The sequence below is a fragment of the Haladaptatus pallidirubidus genome (assembly GCF_020700235.1).
Taxonomy (GTDB): domain Archaea; phylum Halobacteriota; class Halobacteria; order Halobacteriales; family Haladaptataceae; genus Haladaptatus; species Haladaptatus pallidirubidus.
The window spans coordinates 291,408-308,484 of record NZ_CP085305.1; the positions used below are offsets into that span (position 1 = coordinate 291,408).

Here is a 17,077-nt window from a genome sequence, read left to right on the forward strand (position 1 = left end):
TTAACGTTTGGGCTACCAGCAGGAAGAGTTCCTTGGGAATTAACCTCAGGGCCGTTCACCGCACGGAGTAGCCTCCGTCGAGAACGACCGTTTCCCCGGTCATGTACGCGGAGGCGTCGCTCGCGAGGTACACCGCCGTCGGACCGAGCATCTCCGGCGACGCCATCCTATCCTGTAACATCTCGCGTTCCCAGGTTTCGACGGCGTTCTCGGCAACCTGTGCACCCTGATCCGCGTTGTCGGTTGCGACGTATCCGGGTGCGAGGTTGTTCACTCGGATACCGAACTCAGCCCATTCCGAAGCGAGTTGGTTCTTGAACCCCTCCAGTCCCGCCTTCGAGGCATTGTAGGCCACCTGCCGCTGGGGGTGATTGGCGAGAAACGCAGACATGGAAGAGACGTTCACGATGACGCCGCCGTCGTTCGAAATCATTTCGCGCCCGGCAGCGCGCGAGCAGAGGAACGCGCCCGTCAGGTTCGTTTCGATGACTGCGTACCACTCCTCGAGCGTCATCGTCTCCATGGCTTCGTGGACGACGATACCGGCGTTGTTCACGAGCACATCGACCCCGCCGAAACGCTCGACTGTTTGCTCGACCATTGCCGTCGTCGCATCCTCGTCAGTCACGTCGCATTCGACGGCGAACGTTCCGACCCCAGTCGCGCTCGCGATTTCATCTGCCGTCGCCTCCCCCGACTCCGGGTTACGGTTTGCGATGACGATGTCGGCACCCGCCTCCGCAAGGGCGTTCGCAATAGCGCGCCCGATTCCGCGGTTTCCACCGGTGACGACTGCCGTCCGATCGTCAAGTTTGAACGCATTCAGAACGGTCATGAGAGTACTACCGAGCGACGCTCACAAAACCGTTTATCTCTCTCGTTCGTTAATCGAGGGTTCGGTTCGGTGGTGCGACGGAGTCTGGCGACGAACTGCGATGGTACGCGTCAGTTTCCACCATCGATGAACGGTTCGTTGTCGAAATCGGCACGCTGTACCCTCGACGGGTAGTCAGTCGAAGCTGCACACCACCGCGCGTGAACGCCGGAACGATTACACCACTAACGACGATACCGGAACGATTGACCGGACTCGGTATTCTTAGTTCGTAGAGATCCCCACATTCATCAAATGAGTGCAGAGTCACGGTCGGTGTCCGCCCCGCAGAGTTGGCGGTTGGTGGCAACGGTCACGGGATGGCAGACGGCGGCGAGCCTCTGTTACTACACGGTCTTCGCTGCCACCGGATTCATCCGCGACGCGTTCTCCCTCTCCGAATCGCTCGTCGGCGTCTTTCTCACGGCGACCCTGTTGGGATATACGCTCATGCTGTTTCCGAGCGGGGCGGCCGTCGACGGCTTCGGCGAAAAACGCACGATGACCGTCGGACTCCTCGCGCTCGCCGTCGCGGCCGTGGCCGTGTCGCTCGCTCCTTCGTACGGTCTCCTTCTCGGTGCCGGGGGGCTGTTAGGCGTCGCCTACTCAACGGCGATGCCGGGTTCGAATCGCGCCATCGTCGCCAGCTCGCCAGACGGCCGCCAGGGCCTCGCGATGGGACTGAAGCAGGTCGGTGTCACCGCGGGCAGTGGTGCGGCTTCGCTCGTAGTTACGGGCGTCGCCACCGTCGCCGCTTGGCAGCTCGGGTTTTGGGTTATCGCGGCGCTCGCGGGGGGGTATGCGCTCGGGTTCGTCGCCCTCTACGATGGCTCGGGCGGCAGCGGCGAGTTTTCGCTACCGAACCTCTCCCGGTTGCGGACGAACCGAGCGTATCTCCTACTCGTTACGGCCGGTCTGTTCGTCGGCGCGTCCATCTTTTCGATGCTCGGGTACACCGTCCTCTACGTGGACGACGCCGTGAATGCGAGCACCGCCGCTGGCGGTATCGTACTCGCAGTGACGCAGATAACGGGGAGCGTCGGGCGTATCGGTGCCGGAAATCTCGCGGACAGACTGGGCGGCGCGAAGGGTGCGGCGACCGTTGCGCTCGGACAGATACTGGTCGCAATCGTCCTCTTCGCCGTTCTCGCCGTCGGTGAGTGGACGCTCCCGGTCGCCATTGTGCTCTTCGCCGGACTCGGAATCTCGATTCACGGGTCGACCGGTGTCTTCTACGCGTGTCTCACGGAGCTCGTCGATGCCGACGACATCGGCGGAGCGACAGCCGGTGGGCAGACCGCAATTAACGCCGGCGGACTGGTCGCACCACCACTGTTCGGCCTGCTCATCGAAACGAGCGGCTACGGGTTCGGCTGGGGGTTGCTCGCCGCCACGACGTTCGCCGCGGCCGTGTTGCTCGTGGGGGTTCGACGACACGCCTAACGTCCACGACTGGAACCTGAAGGAGACCGAGAACGGCGTCTTCGCTATCGGAAGACACGCAACGCGACGAACGAATTGGTGAGCGGGTGGTAGCCTGGTTCCACTTCGACGCCGCGGTTTGGATCATCGCGTTCGTGCGTTCGGGTGAGTCGTTCGTACCAGTTTCCGAACGACGGATTGATGAAGTATTGTTCGGCGTACTCCCAGAGTCGATCGTACCAATCGAGGTACCGCTCGTCCGTTCGCCCCAGCAACGCTGCGGCACCGATGGCTTCGGTGACCGCCCACCCGTACTTATCGGCGATGATAGGTTGGCCGTCACCGTCAACGGTGTAGTAAAAGCCGCCGCTTTCGTCGTCCCACCCGTCCTCGATTGCGATGTCGAAGAGGTTCTTCGCGGTCGGTAGCAGCCACGGTTCGGAGCGGTGCGTCGCGAGAATCGAGAGGAGCTTCGCCCACTCCGCGTGGTGTCCCGGTTGGTATCCCCACGGACGGAACTGGTGTCGCGGGTCGTCTTCGTTGTACGCCATGTCGATGTTCCAGTCTCGGTCGTAATGTTCCCAGATTTTGCCGTCGGTTTCGGTCGCGAGGCGCTCGATGAGCGCCTCGGCGATGGTGTACGCACGCTTTAAATAACGGTCCTCGTCGGTCGCCTCGTACGCTGCGAGCAGCGCCTCACAGGTGTGCATGTTCGCGTTCTGGCCACGATACGGTGCGACGGTGTCCCATCGTCCGTCCGCCCGGTCGGCACACAGGCCGTGTTCCGACTCCCAAAACCGGTCGTCGATAACGCCGTAGGCGCGTGCCAGTTCGTCTTCCGCCCCCGGAACGTCCGCTTCGACGGCCCGGGCACTTGCGAGGAGAACGAACGCGTGGCCGTAGCAGAACCGAGTTGCGTCCGCAGTATTCCGTCCGTCGAGAATCCAGTCGTACCCGTCGTTCCCGTCGTCCCAGTGGTGGTTCGAGAGAAAGTGAAGTCCGTGTTCCGCCGCCGTCTCGCACCACACCGGGCCGTCGATGAGAGCGCCGACGCTGAAGTTGTGAACCGCCCGCGCGGTCGCGACGAGGTGTTTCGTCCGCCCGTCGTAGACGAACCCCTCCCGTTCGTCGAGTTGGGCGATATAACCGCCATACCGAGTGTCGATACAGTCGGGATAGTAGAAGTTCAGCACGCGGTGCATCTGCTGTTGGAGTACCCACGGATTTCGATAGTTCGGTGATGTCATCTGTTTCGGGATGTGAATAATACGGTGTTCGAGATGAGTAGTTTGGGTTGTCGAGCGAAGTCCCGTCCGTCAGCGCGAACTGAAGTGTGCGGCTAGATGTTCCGCCCACCGTTCGTTCGCGTCCCGCGTCCGACCCGCGATGTGAGGCGTATGGACGACGTTGTCACGGTCGGGTAGCGGATCATCGAGTGAGAGCGGTTCCTCGTCCCATACGTCCGCGGCGAGGACGAGTTCGTCGGCGAGCACCTGGTCGCGAACTGCATCCATATCACAGATACCGGCACGAGCAATCAACACGAGGAGAGATCCAGTCGGAAGCGCGTTGATGTGATCCGCGGTTATCACGCCCGCCGTCGCGTCGGTGAGCGGAATCGTTGGGGCGAAGATTTCTGCATCGCGAATGAGGTCGTCGAGGACGTGGACGCGGCGCGCGTCGGTGCTGTGGAAACACGGTTCGTCCGCGAACGGGTCGTATGCGGCCACGTCGGCACCCAGATGGTCGGCGGTGGATGCGTAGCGACTGCCGATGTTACCGATACCGGCGACGCGGACGTTTTTCCTCACGATGGTTCCGCTCACGAAGTTCGGGTCGTCGGCTAACTGGTGGCCACGCGCGCCGGGTACTTCGTTGGACAACAAATCGACGTCCCACGGGTCGTGCGTCCGTTCATCGCCTCGTACTTTTGCGGGATCCGCCTGAGTGCGTCGATGGTGAGTCCGATGCCGAACTCGGCGACGGATTCGCTCCAGAACCCCTCCTCGGTGTGGTCGTGTACTGTCACGCCCCGGTCGGTTAAGTGGGCCGCGAGCGCTTCGTCGGTACTGTACATCGAGGTGGTCATCACGAACGCCTCTTCGAGGTTCGTGAACTCGTCGAGGCAGGATTCGGAGGCGCGCACGCCAAGCGAGACGAGTTGTTCGACCGTGCGGCGTTCCGGCGGCGGGAGCGCCCCGGTTCCTCGCCCCGTTCGGACGTGATTCGCTCATTGTCGGGTACCAACTCCTACCGTTCGATTCGTCCGTGGCGGAGCGGACATTGCGGTTTTTAGCCGGGGAGCAGGGACGACAGTTCGACGGGGCGACGCTCGAAGCCGCGGTCGGATTATGCACGAGAAACGGTACGGGGACCGCCCCGCCGTCGGCAGGAGCGTTCGAGCGCCGTACTACGGCACGGTCGATGCAACGCCACTGTTCGCGGACACCGTGCATCGTACGGGGAATGACGCACTTTGCAAGGAACTCTATCCCCACGTGAAGGCGGCTATCGAGTGGACGCTCGACGAACTGGACGACAATGGGTACCTGTTCTACCGTTCACACGACCACCCCCTCGGCCTCGAACACCTCGGCGGGAAGGACAGCACCGAAGCGCTCCTCGCCCGGACGGAACGCCTGCGCAGGGTTCGGTCGCGCTCGCCGAAGTATAAGGGTACGTTTACCGCGCGGTCCAACAGTTCTCACCGCTGGTAGACGGCGTCGGCGACGGGGCGCTCGCGGACGAGTGTCGAGTCGTCGCCGATACCCTCGCGGCGTCGTTCGACGCCGACCTGTGGCTTCCCGAGCAGGAGTGTTACGCGATCGGTATCGACGACCGCGGCGTCATCCCGACCGTCGCCTCGAAGCAGGGACACGCCGTCTGGGACGGTCTCGGAAATGATGACCGGGTCGCTCGCGTCGCCGACCGACTGACCGACGACGATATGCTTACGGCGGCAGGACTCCGAACCTTCGCATCCTCGCACGACGCATACGACCCGCTCTCGTACCATCGCGGGAGCGTTTGGCCACACGATACGAGCATCGTTGCGATGGGGTTCGCGGAGCGTGGCCGTCGTGATGTCGCCGAAATTCTCGCTTCGAAGGACTGTCGGCTCTCGCCGACGCGGTTCGGGCGGACGCTCCGGATTGGTTCGGCTTCCCCGAGTTCATAGTCGGGTTCGACAGCAAAGATATCTCCTCCGGAACCGTTCACCATCCCGATGCCTGTATCCCGGCGGCGTGGAGCGCTGGTAGCGTCTTCGGATTTCTTCAGGCGCGGACGCGCAACGAGTGACGTCCTCACACCGATGGGCGAGTCGAAAGCCACGATTGCCGGAGCGAAATAGGTTTGGCGTCGTTTCGGCCAGGCCGAAACGACGCCAGCGATCCGCCCCGATGCGTGTCAGATAACGTTTCGTTCGTCGAGGCGGTCGATATCGGCCGCCGTGTAGCCGTACTCCGACAGGATTTCTTCAGTGTGTTCGCCGAGGAGCGGCGGATGAGAGCGGACGCTCGCGGGCGTTTTCGATAGATGCATCGGGCTTCCCGCCATCTCGACGTCACCCGCGGTCGGGTGCGAAACCGATTGGTGCATCCCCCGCGCCGCGACCTGCGGGTTGTCGAACACGTCCTCCATGTCCTTGACCTCGCTCGCCGGGACGCCATGGTCGTCCATCAGTTCGAGAACGTATTCCGTGGTGTACGCCTCGATCTCGGCTTCGAGCAGCGTATCGAGTTCCTCACGATTTTCGACGCGCGAGGCGTTGTCGCGGAATCGGTCGTCGTCGACGAGGTCGTTGCGGTCGATTGCAGCGCAGAACTTCGGCCAGAGATTTTGCGAGGGAACCGCAATAACGACGTAGCCGTCCGCTGTCGGAAACGCTTGGTAAGGGGCGATGGTCGGATGCTTGCTTCCCATCCTGCCGGGCGCCGTCCCCGTCGCGAAGTAGTTCGACGCCATGTAACTCATCCATGCGACCTGCCCGTCGAGCAGCGACACGTCGATTTTCTGCCCTGCCCCGTCCCCGAGTTCGCGTTCGAGTAGCGCGGCGAGGATCGCCTGCGTGGCGTACATGCCCGCCCCGATATCGGCGATTGCGACGCCCACACGAACCGGTGCACCGTCCTTTTCGCCGGTGATGCTCATCAGGCCGCCTTCCGCTTGCATGATGAGGTCGTACGCGGGACGGTCTCTATCCGGCCCCCACTCGCCGTACCCCGAGAGGGCACAGTACACGAGGCCGGGGTTGTCCTTCCGCAGCGTCTGATAATCGAGCCCCCACTCTTCCATCTTGCCGACGCGGAAGTTCGACACGACGATGTCGGCCTCGCTCGCGAGGTCGCGAAAGAGTTCGCACCCGTCTTCGCTCGAGAGGTTGAGCGTCAGCGAGCGTTTGTTCCGATTCACGCTGAGGTAGTAGGCGCTCTCTTCGGACTCGCCGTATGTAGGCGGGTACCACCCGCGCGTCTGGTCACCTCCGTCCGGACGCTCGACTTTGATGACATCCGCACCGAGGTCGCCCAACTGCATCGTACAGAACGGGCCGACGAGGACGCGAGAGGCGTCGAGGACGGTAACGCCGTCGAGGGGGCCACTGTTCGTCTCTGGCCGTTGTGCTTCTCCAACCATGAGTCGTTATTCGAAGGTAGCGTACCCGGCGAGGCGTTGTTCGGAAATCAATGCACAAACGCCGCGCGTTCCCTCCGCGGTTGACGCCGTCTCCGCGCCCATCATCGAACGCACCCGCAAGTACCCCGCTTCACTCTCATTCGTGCCCGGTAGCAGTCGGACGACGGGATGGGTTTTCCGACTCGTCCGCGCTTCGGTCAGTCGGTTCGCATCTGGCGAGACTGAATCTAGCATGGTCGTAGTAGTCGGTTTGAAAAATCCGGGTTAAACTGTTTCGATAGGGCGTTCTCCGCAAAAATACTGCTGATCCATTTTTAACCTATGGACTAGTATGGAGGCGAGAAATATAATATATTTAATATTAAATACAATCGCATTCGCGATGGCATCCAGCAGCGGGCTGAGCAAGAGATCGACGACTGGGCCCAGTACCGTCGGAACAACGGTTCGACGATTCGATTCATCGAGGGGGTGCGGTAACCAAAGAACTGATTAAAGTTACAATTGTCCAATATTACCAACTATAAACTTCCATAATTTGGTAGAATTTTCATTCTATGCATTTATCGTTATCGATTGTTGTTTTTGTGTATGAATAGTGGTAAAACACCTCACGATATGAATCGGCGTACGTTCCTCAAATCGAGCGCAGGTATCGCAGCGGCGGCGACACTCGCCGGCTGTTCCGGAGGCCCCGCCGAATCGGGGAATTCAGGCGGTTCCAACGGCGACGGTGGAACGCAGTTCGTGACCATCGGCACCGGCGGGACGGGCGGTGTCTACTATCCGCTCGGTGGCGGGATGGCGGATATCATGAACAAAAACTTGGACAACGTCGAGGCGACCGCCGAATCGACGGGGGCCTCCGTCGAAAATTGTCGCCTCGTCGCGAACGACGAGATGACCATGGCTCTCGCTCTCGGGAACTCCGTCCTCCTCGCGGTCAACGGCGAGGGCGACTTCGACAATGCACTCGACCTGAAAGCCGCCTTCGGGGCGTATCAAAACAGCACCCAGGTCGTTACGACGAACGACTCCAACATCGAAACGATTCCGGATATGGCGGGGAAGAAAATCTCCGTTGGTGCTCCCGGATCCGGAACCGAAGTCATCGCCAAGGAACTTCTCAACTACTTCGACATCACCTACGATGATATCGACGCACAGCGTCTCTCGTTCAGCGAGACGGCAACGGCGATTCAGGACGGACAGGTGGAAGCCGGATTCTGGTCGGTCGCTTATCCGGCTTCCTCGTACCGTACATGTTCGTCTACGGGCCGCAGCTCCTGCTCGTCGGCTCGACGACGAGTATCGCCACGAGTACGATAACAGCCGTCATCGGCGTAGTCGCACTGTCCGCCGGAACGCAGGGCTTTCTGTATATGGCCGCCAGCTACCTCGAACGAGCCGCACTCGTCGTCGGAGCTGTGGTGCTAATCGCACCGGGTCCGTTGACCGACATGCTTGGGTTCGCTGTCATCGCCGCTGTGTTCCTCAAACAGTACGCCGTCAACGAACCGCCAGAAACGCCGACTCCGGCCGGCACAAACTGACCGGTTCGCGTTTTCTTACTATCGCGATTACCACCCGGCGATGGTGAAAAAATCGAAGAACTTCGACACATCAGCTCGCCCTCGATTGCAATCGAGGGCGGGCGGGACTTCGGTTCGTTTTGTTCGCGTGTTAGTGCTGAATCGATTCAGACGCCCGGGACTCCGAGCGCGCCGGCGGCGACGATGTCCAACAGCGCGAGGACGTACAGTACGATTGCGGCCGCGAACCACGCGACCAGACCGATGAGAATTGCCGTACCCCATCCGCCGGAGTAACGCCAGTTGATAACGCCAACCCACGCGACGAGCGCCAACAACGCGCCGAGGATGGGTATCCAACCCACGAAGAAGCTGATGATTCCCCACGCTATCGCACCGAAAAGGGCGGTGACGATGGCATGCGAGTAGCCACTCGGACGGTCGGTCGCCACTCTCGCTCCGATGTAGATGCCGAATCCACCGACGAGCAAACTGACGACGAAGATGATGAGCGTGTCTAGGATAGCCATGTTACTCTCCCTGATTTCGGTAGCGATGCGTTCGTGCCGATACGCGTTTCGAATCGTTTCACTGTGATCCCCCAGTATTACTGAACGTCGCCCACGAGGATGTGTCTGTCGGGTGTTCTGTTCGCAGTCAAGATATTAAGAAAATTAGATACTTTTCGAAAGTGGTCGAATTTGCGGATTGTTCGTCGGGTTGGAAGCCACTCGCAACCATGAATCCACGAGTCGATGAAGCGATACAAATCTATTTGTCGTGCCCGATACAACAGGTGGTCAGCACCCGTGATTACGAGCACGCAGAAAGTGGTGACCCGGAAAATCGAGCAAGGAATTCGATGCGCAATCGGGTTCGTGTTTGTTGTGGGACTTCGTAGACGGAATCCGGGAGCTGTCGTTAACGCAGTCGTGTCTCTCGCAGCGACCTATCTTCCCGATATCATCGAACAGCGGTACGACGTCACATTCAGGCCGTGGCAACGCCTGTATTCGGATACCGCGATGCTCACTCATGCCGTCGGGATGCTCGGACCGTACGACGACGTGTGGTGGTGGGACCACCTCACCCACACACATTCCTCAACGCTTCTCGGCGGACTCGTCTACGCCGCTTCTCTCCGTGACGGCCGTAACCCCCGCCCGCGCGTCCTCGCGGTTATCGTCGGCATCGGCAGTTTGTGGGAACTCATGGAGTACATCATCCACGCCGTCGCGGATCGCTTCGGTCTCGAACCGATACTCGTGGTTTATGGCAGGTCGGATATCGTTCGCGATTTCGTGTTTAATCTTCTCGGTGCGGTTCTCGTCCTCGTATTCGGAGACGAACTTCTTCGAAACCTGTATCGGCGTGTTGACTAGGTCGGGCAAACACGTTCGGGTAATTGAGCGTAGATGACCGACATAAGGATGACAGCGAGGGTGTAAGAGTGCCCTCACAAGCGGCCAGTCATGCGACGATGTCAGCGTGATGGCGCCAGACAGTGTCTCTGAGGCGAATTGTGTGAGCGCGTCGAAATCAACGTTCGGAGGCCCGAAGAGGATAGCGGAAGCACAGAATTTGATATTAGTATACAATCGGAGGCGTAATAACTCGAATCGAGCATTTCGCGGTGGAACGAGGTGCTATTGGACGTTAGGATCTTAAATCATATTGAAAATATATAACCATTGGAAAAGTGGGCAAAATAATCAAAAGCGAGCGCGTTAATCCTCAACTGTGACTAGTTCATTACGCGGCAAAACTGCAGTCGTCACGGGTTCAAGTAGCGGTATCGGCTTCGCGATTGCGCGGGAGTTCGCCTCCCGCGGCGCGAACGTCGTCGTCAACTCTCGCTCTCAAGAACGAGCGGCGGACGCTGTCACCAACATTGCCGACGAAAGCGGCGATACCATTCCCATTGAAGCGGATGTCACAGACCCGGACTCGCTTCATTCGCTCATTGACCAAACCGTCTCAGAGTACGGTTCGTTGGACATCTGGGTTAACAACGCCGGGATCAACATCCGCGGCCCCGCGGAGGAGATGTCCCTGGAAGATTGGCAGCGAGTCATTGACGTGAACTTGACCGGTGCGTTTAGCGGCGCACAGCTGGCGGGAAAACGGATGATAGAACAGGGCACCGGCGGGAGCATCATCAACGTTTCCAGTATGATGGGCGAACAGGGACAAACCGGCCGAACCCCCTACAACACGTCGAAAGGCGGGGTAAACAACCTTACCCGCTGTTTGGCTGTCGAATGGGCCGAACACGACATACAAGTCAACGCCATCGCACCGGGGTACATTCGAACCGAGATGGTTGATGATGCGCAAGACCAAATCGGCTTCGACGAGCAGGACGTCGTTGACCGAACCCCACTCGGGCGATTCGGTACGGTTGAGGAAGTTGCGAACTGCGCTGTGTTCCTCGCGGAAGGGGAACACTTCATGACCGGTGAAATTCTTCACCCGGACGGCGGGTGGCTCTCGTTCGGTTGGGGGAGTAAGCGCTGACCGCGTTGACGATCGGTTCGTATCGTCGGCCGCGCGTTTGGCATCGCCGACCTGTTCAAAGTTAGCGTTATTTCACTTGTCTACGAAACTTGGTGAGTTCCTCGTGTCGGTCGAATATTGAAATCATCCCCGTGTTGGTACTGTTTACTCCGCCGTACTGGCAATTATAACTGCACCACTGGAAGTTATGAGTTGAAATGGTCATCGTTACTATCGCTCAATCACTAAACCGACGTATATGCCAAAGAAGCCCAGATTCGAATTGTATCAGGATACTGCTAGTGAATGGCGCTGGCGACTCGTTGTTTCTAACGGGAATATCATTGCGGACAGCGGAGAGGGATATGCCTCAAAACAAGGTGCAGAGCGCGGAATTCAGAGCGTGAAAATCAGCGCACCAAACGCCGATGTCGTCGTTTCCGACTAATCGTGAAGGCTATTCGCTGGCACTGAATCAAAAATTTTCGATGACGTAGCTTGCGATGGATTCTGGGTCAGTAGTCTCTCTACTTCTATAGATGGTCAAAATGTACGTTTCATGGGTTACAACAGCCAGATACTCAACTTACCGCTTTACGAGGAATATGGGCGAGTTAGCATCTCTCGACGGTGATTTGATTGCCCTAAGCGTTATCTTGTGGTTTTTAGTTGATTATCGCATGTTTTGAGGTACAAATGAAACTGACCCGATTTGGAGCAAGGTATGCTTCCCCATGGGAAACCAAATCTCAACTTCGAACAAACCAGTTGTTGTCTTTCACTTCACGGCCACTCGCATCGATACTTCCAACCGTTCGGGTAGAAGGATTGGCCAATCGAAGTAACACGATATTCCTGCCAAAAGTGAATCTAGTGAATGGCCAATACGTCCCGTCGGGGTGTAGAACTTATGACTAAGCGTCTTCGTCACCCGCTCGTCGCGGTCGTCGGTGCACTCCTCCTGACACTTCCGTTTCTCCTACTGTTCGTTACGAACGGGTACCACCTTGATCCGGCCTCGACTCCGGAGAGCCCAGGGACGAACATCGTCCCCACCGTCGCCGTTCTCGTTGGTGGACTCGCGATTCTCGGATCGGCGTTTTTGCTCGCGTGGGGTGCAGAAACCGCCGAAAAGGACGTCCCGACCGCGTTCGCCATCGCCGTGCTCGCCGTGCTTGCCGTCGCACCAGAGTACGCCGTCGACGCCCTCTATGCGTGGAACGCCGGTGCGTTCGAGGGTACCAACCGCGGGGTGGAGGCGGCCAATCTCGCAATCGCGAATATGACCGGTGCGAATCGTATCCTCATCGGGATTGGTTGGTCTGGCATTGCACTCTTTACGATCTATCGAGCAAAGCAGACGAGCGATTCATCGGTACTCCAACGCTCCGGATTCCTCGCAAATGCAGTCAGTATCGATCGTGAAATCTCCCTCGAGATTGTGTTCCTGCTCGCCGCAACGACCTACGCGTTTTTCATCCCGTTCGGCGGTGGCATAGGAATCGTCGATACCATCGTTCTCGTCGGCCTCTACGCCCTCTACATCGGCATCATCGTCCGTGGTGATGTCGAGGAGGGAGACACGCACGTCGGCGTCCCCGCCTACTTCCAAGAGTATTCACAGGGGCGACGCATTGCAGTCGTACTCTTCCTGTTTGTCTTTTCGGGGCTAGTCATCTTCGAGTCGGTTCACCCGTTTGCACTGGGTCTCGAAGAGCTTGGAACCGACCTCGGAATCCCGTCGTTCTTCATGATCCAGTGGCTCGCCCCGCTGGCGAGCGAGAGCCCCGAACTCATCGTTGTCGCCTATCTCGTGAACAAGGCCCGCTCCACTGCTGGCTTTAATGCCTTGATTTCCTCGAAGCTCAACCAGTGGACGCTGCTTATCGGAACTTTGGCCGTCGTCTACAGCATCGCTGCGGGTCACGTCGGCACACTCGCGTTCGATCAGAAGCAAGCCGCCGAGATCTGGATTACCGCCGCCCAGAGCTTCTTCGCCATCGCCATCCTGACCAACTTCGAGATCAGCGCCCGCGAGGCAGTGGCGCTGCTTGTATTGTTCCTTTCGCAGGTCATCGCCGAGTTCTACGTAATTCAGACGTACGCAGGAACTGCTGCTACGAACCTTAGTCTCCTCATCCTGTACGCTTACACCGCCGTCTACATCGTCCTGAGCGTCGGACTGTTCGTCTCTCGCTCCGAGAGCGTTCGCGAACTCCTTGAACACACGGCCGCGAACGTCCGGGACGCGTTCGGGAGAAGTCAGTCCAAATGCGCCGAATAATGTTGTTGTTCGAGATGGGTAGTGACTGTCTCGTGCCTCGTCGTCCGCGGCACTACCCAGGTAGAAAGATGCTGATGATTGCGACGACGATGCCGGCGATCCCCATCCGGATGCCAGCGATGTACCATCGCTGCCGAGAGATCGACGCCATGTAAGCACCGAAAGTGAACAGCACACCGACCGCGATGGCAACCGAGAAAATCGTGGCCTGTAACAGCGAGAGCGTCGCTCCCTCGAAGAGGAACGGAACGAGCGGTAACACGAGGCCGAACAGCGGTCCAAGCCCGCTCATCAGTGCGTTAATCACCTGGTTACTGTTCTTGTTTCGCTCGATTTCGGTGTCACTCAAATCGGTGAGCATAGCATCCTCGATGTCGTGCAATTCCGCTTTCATCTCGGCGCGTTCGATCTCCCACACGCTCCAGACGCCGGAAGTCGTGAGACCGACCGCTCCACTAAGACCGATCTTGACGACAGTGAGGCCGTCGGGCACTCCGGAGAGGTACGCGCCGACGGTGATCCCGACGCCCGTGAGCGCACCGTCGAACCCGTTCGAGACGAAGTATCGTCGCGCGATAGGGCCAATACTATCGAACCCAACTCGCTGTAAAAGCGACTCCGAATCCGGTTTCGCTCTCATTAGTCCTGTGGGGTCGGCGCGTCCTCGACGATATACTCCCCACACGCGATCTGATCAACCGAGTGGATCGACCCGCCCGCATTCTCGATGATTGCCTCGATTGCCTCATATTCGACCGATTCACCCTCGATGGTGAACTTCACGTTCTGTACCTCCCTGTCGAGTTCGATGACCGACGCATTGACGCCGGCGACACTGTCCGCTTCCGACACCTGTTGTGCGAACTCCAAGGTCGGTGGTTCGTGTGGTTTCAAAACGTCGATCACCAAGCGGCGGATTTGAGTCATAGTCGCGTATACCGTGTCACGTCTCAAAGGTGTACTGATACTATCTCGCAGGGGGATTGCGTTCTCACTTCTAGGATTCAGGGAGAGTGACCGAAAAAGTCGTCCGTCTCAATAATGCGATCTGTATCGACCTCGGCGACAAATCCCGGGATGACCTCTTGTGCGACCGGATTGAAGATGGTCGCAGACAATGCGTTTTAGGATTGAATCTATTTCCTTCGTTATAGCGAAATACACTGTAAAGACGGTCGGCAGCACTGTCAGGGTGAAGCCCAGAAGTCGTTGCGGTTCAGTGCCCGCGCGATTGTTATACCGGAAGCTCGAGTTACAGTCGACCTCCTCGTGGAGCTGAAGTACTTTCGTATTCGTGAATCAGCAAACCGCGGTCAGTAGTCCTATCTCCGCTTCACGCTCGTCAGCGTAACTGGTACCGGAATTAGACATTGCTGTGGTTCATTTTGCTTTAACTCCTCGGCGTGGAACTAACCCGCAAGAGACTCCTCCCCCTTTTTGTGAAATGCAAAAACAACGGCGTCTTTCATAGCTGCGGGCTGTGAACTTCATGAGGTCAACTTTGCTATCTTTTTAATTTTAATTTAATATTGATAATATTTATACGGTCGCGAAGCTAGTACTCGTTTATGCCGATGAACCAGAACACGGAATCTCGAACGCGCCGAAGTGCACTTTCGTTACTCGGAGCCAGCGGGTTCAGCTTGCTGTCCGGTCGATTCGTGGGGAGCGTCTCGGCCGAACGAAAGGTTCCTGACCGCGATGTGAGCGTGATGAGCTACAACATCCATCATGGAGCCGGTTCGGACGGTCAGTTGAATCTTACACACACGGCACGCGTTATTCGAGAATCCGGCGCGGAGATAGTCGGGGTTCAAGAAGTCGACGGCCACTGGGGAGCGCGTTCGAACTTCGAGCATCAGGCGAAACGGCTAGCGAAGATGCTGGATATGAACTATTTCTTCGCCCCGATATACAGTTTAGAGCCACTGGAGCAAAATCGTCCTCGGCGCGAGTACGGGTTAGCGGTGCTAAGCGAACATCCCATTCTGCGCGCAGAGAACCACGAAATAACTCGTTTATCGACGCAAATCGGAACTGAACCCCAACTGGCTCCTGGCTTCCCCGAAGTCCGGGTGAATATACGGGGCGTTATACTCTCCGTTTACGCGACTCATTTGGATTATCGAGCCGACCCCGCTGTGCGCCGGATGCAGGTCGACGATATGTTGAAGATAGTACGTAATCGGGAACCAACAGTGCTCATGGGGGATTTGAATGCGACGCCTGATGCACCGGAACTGGCCCCACTGTTGGACATGTTCGATGACACTTGGGACGGGCAGGGCGACGGGACGGGATACACTTTTCCCGCGGAGAACCCGACCAAGCGGATTGATTACGTACTGACATCCTCGACGATAGGGACAAACTCAGTTAAAGTTGTAAAGACCCACGCATCCGATCATCGTCCCGTCGTCGCGGAACTGTCGATCTCCGGATCAACGGTGGGAATCGGACGTTCAGAAGAATAGATGGACCCCTGTTCCCACAAATAATTGAAAAGTATCTTTGTACGAAAAATAGTATCTATTATAAACAGAAATAAAGTTTTCAAATCAAATATGACAAGTCACGGGCGATTCTCTTTGTCATCGGTGTTCACCTGACGCCAGCGACGTTCTCGTTTTGAGGGATTTCGGAAAGTACGTTAGTACAGCGCATATCGCTGCCGAAGGTCGGTGAATCGGTCGATATCTTTGTGCCAATACTCCCGCAAACGCGTCGCCATTTCCATGGGGTCTGCCTCCGCGTTGGCCTCGTCGACCATCTTTCGGAGGTGGCTTCCGCCGACCAACCGGTCGATGAAATGTTCGCTGTCGTATTGCAGCCAGTCGGACTCCGGATAGGTCGTGAACGCGGAGATGAGCATCACGAACCCGACGTGGACGGGGTCGATACGGTCGCGGTCGAGGATGTGAAGCTGCACACCCTCGATGTCGCGGCGTTCGTGCTTCGAGAACATCGGCGTAAAGTACGCGGGTCGAAATCCGACGCCGGGGAGGTCGAAATCGTTCAATTGATCGGCCCATTCTTGCGCGTCGACCCACGGCGCCCCGACGAGTTCGAACGGTTTCGCCGTTCCGCGCCCCTCGGAGAGAGTGGTTCCCTCGAAGAAGCACGTCCCCGGATACAGCGTCGCCGTCTCCAACGTCGGCATGTTGGGCGACGGCGGTACCCATGGATGGCCGGTTTCGTCATACCACGTTTCGCGCTCCCACTCTTCTACTTCGACCACTTCCACGTTCGCTCGTATGTCGAACTCCTCTTTGAAGTACCACGCTAGTTCACCCACCGTGAGGCCGTGAACGACGGGGAGGACGTACTCCTCGAGGGTCGAACCGCCGAGCGGAGCGTGAAGGTTCCCGGCCGGTTCGAGCGGAGCGATGGGATTCGGCCGGTCGAGAACGAGCAACCGTTTGTCGGCTTCCTCGACGCCCTTGAGCGCGTACACAAGCGTCGATACGAGCGTGTAGAAGCGACAGCCAACGTCTTGCATATCGTAGATCACGACGTCGAGGTCTTCGATCGCCCGCGCGAACTGCGTCCCGTTTTCGCCGCGAACGCTGCGTACCGGTAACCCAGTTCGGTCGTCGATGGTCTCGTCCACGCCGCTACCGTTCTCGCGCACGTTCCCACGGATGCCGTGCTCCGGCGCGAACAGTCGTCTGAGATTCCAGTTATCACTTCGATATAACAAGTCCACCGTCGGGGTTAGATCCCGCGTGACGCCGGACGGATTCGAAATAAGCCCGAGGCGTTCCGTATCGAGGGAGTCGCCGTAATCGCGCACGAATGACTCTACGCCAAGTCGTACCATAGTGGAAACGTGGC

The 17,077-nt window shown here is 58.2% G+C and carries 20 protein-coding genes; 10 read left to right on the forward strand and 10 right to left on the reverse strand.

The features are described 5' to 3' along the window. Positions 1-55: 55 nt before the first annotated feature. Positions 56-835 (reverse strand): SDR family NAD(P)-dependent oxidoreductase, encoded by a 780-nt coding sequence (locus LIX15_RS28255; RefSeq protein ID WP_227778133.1) that lies wholly within the window; start codon positions 833-835, stop codon positions 56-58. A gap of 294 nt (positions 836-1,129) precedes the next feature. Between LIX15_RS28255 and LIX15_RS28260 the strand changes: the two genes are divergently transcribed. Continuing rightward, complete coding sequence (locus LIX15_RS28260) at positions 1,130-2,317, forward strand: MFS transporter (RefSeq protein WP_227778134.1); 1,188 nt, start codon at positions 1,130-1,132, stop codon at positions 2,315-2,317. A gap of 44 nt (positions 2,318-2,361) precedes the next feature. On the opposite strand, the gene LIX15_RS28265 is transcribed toward LIX15_RS28260, so the two are convergent. The 3 genes from LIX15_RS28265 to LIX15_RS28275 form a co-directional block, all read right to left on the reverse strand. Continuing rightward, on the reverse strand, positions 2,362-3,543 hold the full coding sequence (locus tag LIX15_RS28265) for an AGE family epimerase/isomerase (RefSeq protein WP_227778135.1): 1,182 nt from the start codon (positions 3,541-3,543) through the stop codon (positions 2,362-2,364). A gap of 69 nt (positions 3,544-3,612) precedes the next feature. After that, positions 3,613-4,179: an NAD(P)-dependent oxidoreductase gene (locus tag LIX15_RS28270; RefSeq protein ID WP_227778136.1), complete on the reverse strand. Its 567-nt coding sequence runs from the start codon at positions 4,177-4,179 to the stop codon at positions 3,613-3,615. Further along, a complete protein-coding gene (locus LIX15_RS28275; RefSeq protein ID WP_227778137.1) occupies positions 4,140-4,442 on the reverse strand; it encodes a Rossmann-fold NAD(P)-binding domain-containing protein in 303 nt (100 codons plus the stop codon). Before LIX15_RS28275 ends, LIX15_RS28270 begins: the two co-directional genes overlap by 40 nt. A 205-nt stretch (positions 4,443-4,647) precedes the next feature. Between LIX15_RS28275 and LIX15_RS28280 the strand changes: the two genes are divergently transcribed. Then, positions 4,648-5,013, forward strand: a complete 366-nt coding sequence (locus tag LIX15_RS28280) for a glucosidase family protein (RefSeq protein ID WP_227778138.1) — start codon at positions 4,648-4,650, stop codon at positions 5,011-5,013. Continuing rightward, positions 5,007-5,474 (forward strand): MGH1-like glycoside hydrolase domain-containing protein, encoded by a 468-nt coding sequence (locus LIX15_RS33885; RefSeq protein ID WP_390185196.1) that lies wholly within the window; start codon positions 5,007-5,009, stop codon positions 5,472-5,474. Before LIX15_RS28280 ends, LIX15_RS33885 begins: the two co-directional genes overlap by 7 nt. A 230-nt stretch (positions 5,475-5,704) precedes the next feature. On the opposite strand, the gene LIX15_RS28295 is transcribed toward LIX15_RS33885, so the two are convergent. Both LIX15_RS28295 and LIX15_RS28300 read right to left on the reverse strand, forming a co-directional pair. Further along, positions 5,705-6,931 (reverse strand): CaiB/BaiF CoA transferase family protein, encoded by a 1,227-nt coding sequence (locus LIX15_RS28295; protein WP_227778141.1) that lies wholly within the window; start codon positions 6,929-6,931, stop codon positions 5,705-5,707. Between the two features lie 6 nt (positions 6,932-6,937). Further along, positions 6,938-7,165 (reverse strand): hypothetical protein, encoded by a 228-nt coding sequence (locus tag LIX15_RS28300; RefSeq protein WP_227778142.1) that lies wholly within the window; start codon positions 7,163-7,165, stop codon positions 6,938-6,940. A 384-nt stretch (positions 7,166-7,549) separates the two neighbouring features. On the opposite strand from LIX15_RS28300, the gene LIX15_RS28305 reads away from it, so the two are divergent. Together LIX15_RS28305 and LIX15_RS28310 are read left to right on the forward strand one after the other, a co-directional pair. After that, entirely contained in the window at positions 7,550-8,260 is a 711-nt protein-coding gene (locus LIX15_RS28305; protein ID WP_227778143.1) for a TAXI family TRAP transporter solute-binding subunit, read from the forward strand. Then, entirely contained in the window at positions 8,194-8,484 is a 291-nt protein-coding gene (locus LIX15_RS28310; protein WP_227778144.1) for a hypothetical protein, read from the forward strand. The genes LIX15_RS28305 and LIX15_RS28310 overlap by 67 nt, the downstream gene beginning before the upstream one ends. 146 nt (positions 8,485-8,630) lie before the next feature. Here the strand turns inward: LIX15_RS28310 and LIX15_RS28315 are convergent, their stop codons facing one another. Continuing rightward, positions 8,631-8,993 carry a hypothetical protein gene (locus LIX15_RS28315; RefSeq protein ID WP_227778145.1) on the reverse strand — a complete coding sequence of 121 codons (363 nt, stop codon included), beginning with the start codon at positions 8,991-8,993 and terminating at the stop codon, positions 8,631-8,633. A 279-nt stretch (positions 8,994-9,272) separates the two neighbouring features. Between LIX15_RS28315 and LIX15_RS28320 the strand changes: the two genes are divergently transcribed. From LIX15_RS28320 to LIX15_RS28335, 4 genes are all read left to right on the forward strand, one after another. Further along, positions 9,273-9,845 (forward strand): DUF2238 domain-containing protein, encoded by a 573-nt coding sequence (locus LIX15_RS28320; protein ID WP_227778146.1) that lies wholly within the window; start codon positions 9,273-9,275, stop codon positions 9,843-9,845. 358 nt (positions 9,846-10,203) lie between these two features. Continuing rightward, entirely contained in the window at positions 10,204-10,980 is a 777-nt protein-coding gene (locus tag LIX15_RS28325; RefSeq protein WP_227778147.1) for an SDR family NAD(P)-dependent oxidoreductase, read from the forward strand. Between the two features lie 238 nt (positions 10,981-11,218). Next, the gene (locus tag LIX15_RS28330; RefSeq protein WP_227778148.1) at positions 11,219-11,407 is read left to right on the forward strand and encodes an HVO_2922 family protein; all 189 of its coding nucleotides are present in this window, start codon (positions 11,219-11,221) and stop codon (positions 11,405-11,407) included. A gap of 462 nt (positions 11,408-11,869) precedes the next feature. Then, positions 11,870-13,243: a calcium:cation antiporter family protein gene (locus LIX15_RS28335; RefSeq protein ID WP_227778149.1), complete on the forward strand. Its 1,374-nt coding sequence runs from the start codon at positions 11,870-11,872 to the stop codon at positions 13,241-13,243. A 52-nt stretch (positions 13,244-13,295) separates the two neighbouring features. On the opposite strand, the gene LIX15_RS28340 is transcribed toward LIX15_RS28335, so the two are convergent. Further along, positions 13,296-13,883, reverse strand: coding sequence for a VIT1/CCC1 transporter family protein (locus LIX15_RS28340; RefSeq protein WP_227778150.1), 588 nt, complete (start codon positions 13,881-13,883; stop codon positions 13,296-13,298). Next, positions 13,883-14,170 carry a DUF211 domain-containing protein gene (locus LIX15_RS28345; RefSeq protein ID WP_227778151.1) on the reverse strand — a complete coding sequence of 96 codons (288 nt, stop codon included), beginning with the start codon at positions 14,168-14,170 and terminating at the stop codon, positions 13,883-13,885. The genes LIX15_RS28340 and LIX15_RS28345 overlap by 1 nt, the downstream gene beginning before the upstream one ends. Positions 14,171-14,811: 641 nt before the next feature. Here LIX15_RS28345 and LIX15_RS28350 point away from each other — a divergent pair. Next, positions 14,812-15,717, forward strand: a complete 906-nt coding sequence (locus LIX15_RS28350; RefSeq protein WP_227778152.1) for an endonuclease/exonuclease/phosphatase family protein — start codon at positions 14,812-14,814, stop codon at positions 15,715-15,717. Positions 15,718-15,893: 176 nt separating this feature from the next. On the opposite strand, the gene LIX15_RS28355 is transcribed toward LIX15_RS28350, so the two are convergent. Beyond that, on the reverse strand, positions 15,894-17,063 hold the full coding sequence (locus tag LIX15_RS28355; RefSeq protein ID WP_227778153.1) for an exo-beta-N-acetylmuramidase NamZ family protein: 1,170 nt from the start codon (positions 17,061-17,063) through the stop codon (positions 15,894-15,896). Positions 17,064-17,077: the final 14 nt, after the last annotated feature.

What these genes read in the sequence shown, in the direction of transcription:
- LIX15_RS28255 (WP_227778133.1), bottom strand. Translation starts at nt 835, where the DNA reads ATGACCGTTCTGAATGCGTTCAAACTTGACGATCGGACGGCAGTCGTC.
- LIX15_RS28335 (WP_227778149.1), top strand. Translation starts at nt 11,870, where the DNA reads ATGACTAAGCGTCTTCGTCACCCGCTCGTCGCGGTCGTCGGTGCACTC.
- LIX15_RS28330 (WP_227778148.1), top strand. Translation starts at nt 11,219, where the DNA reads ATGCCAAAGAAGCCCAGATTCGAATTGTATCAGGATACTGCTAGTGAA.
- LIX15_RS28340 (WP_227778150.1), bottom strand. Translation starts at nt 13,883, where the DNA reads ATGAGAGCGAAACCGGATTCGGAGTCGCTTTTACAGCGAGTTGGGTTC.
- LIX15_RS28300 (WP_227778142.1), bottom strand. Translation starts at nt 7,165, where the DNA reads ATGCTAGATTCAGTCTCGCCAGATGCGAACCGACTGACCGAAGCGCGG.
- LIX15_RS28350 (WP_227778152.1), top strand. Translation starts at nt 14,812, where the DNA reads ATGCCGATGAACCAGAACACGGAATCTCGAACGCGCCGAAGTGCACTT.
- LIX15_RS28305 (WP_227778143.1), top strand. Translation starts at nt 7,550, where the DNA reads ATGAATCGGCGTACGTTCCTCAAATCGAGCGCAGGTATCGCAGCGGCG.
- LIX15_RS28295 (WP_227778141.1), bottom strand. Translation starts at nt 6,931, where the DNA reads ATGGTTGGAGAAGCACAACGGCCAGAGACGAACAGTGGCCCCCTCGAC.
- LIX15_RS28355 (WP_227778153.1), bottom strand. Translation starts at nt 17,063, where the DNA reads ATGGTACGACTTGGCGTAGAGTCATTCGTGCGCGATTACGGCGACTCC.
- LIX15_RS28345 (WP_227778151.1), bottom strand. Translation starts at nt 14,170, where the DNA reads ATGACTCAAATCCGCCGCTTGGTGATCGACGTTTTGAAACCACACGAA.
- LIX15_RS28265 (WP_227778135.1), bottom strand. Translation starts at nt 3,543, where the DNA reads ATGACATCACCGAACTATCGAAATCCGTGGGTACTCCAACAGCAGATG.
- LIX15_RS28315 (WP_227778145.1), bottom strand. Translation starts at nt 8,993, where the DNA reads ATGGCTATCCTAGACACGCTCATCATCTTCGTCGTCAGTTTGCTCGTC.
- LIX15_RS28260 (WP_227778134.1), top strand. Translation starts at nt 1,130, where the DNA reads ATGAGTGCAGAGTCACGGTCGGTGTCCGCCCCGCAGAGTTGGCGGTTG.
- LIX15_RS28280 (WP_227778138.1), top strand. Translation starts at nt 4,648, where the DNA reads ATGCACGAGAAACGGTACGGGGACCGCCCCGCCGTCGGCAGGAGCGTT.
- LIX15_RS28310 (WP_227778144.1), top strand. Translation starts at nt 8,194, where the DNA reads ATGTTCGTCTACGGGCCGCAGCTCCTGCTCGTCGGCTCGACGACGAGT.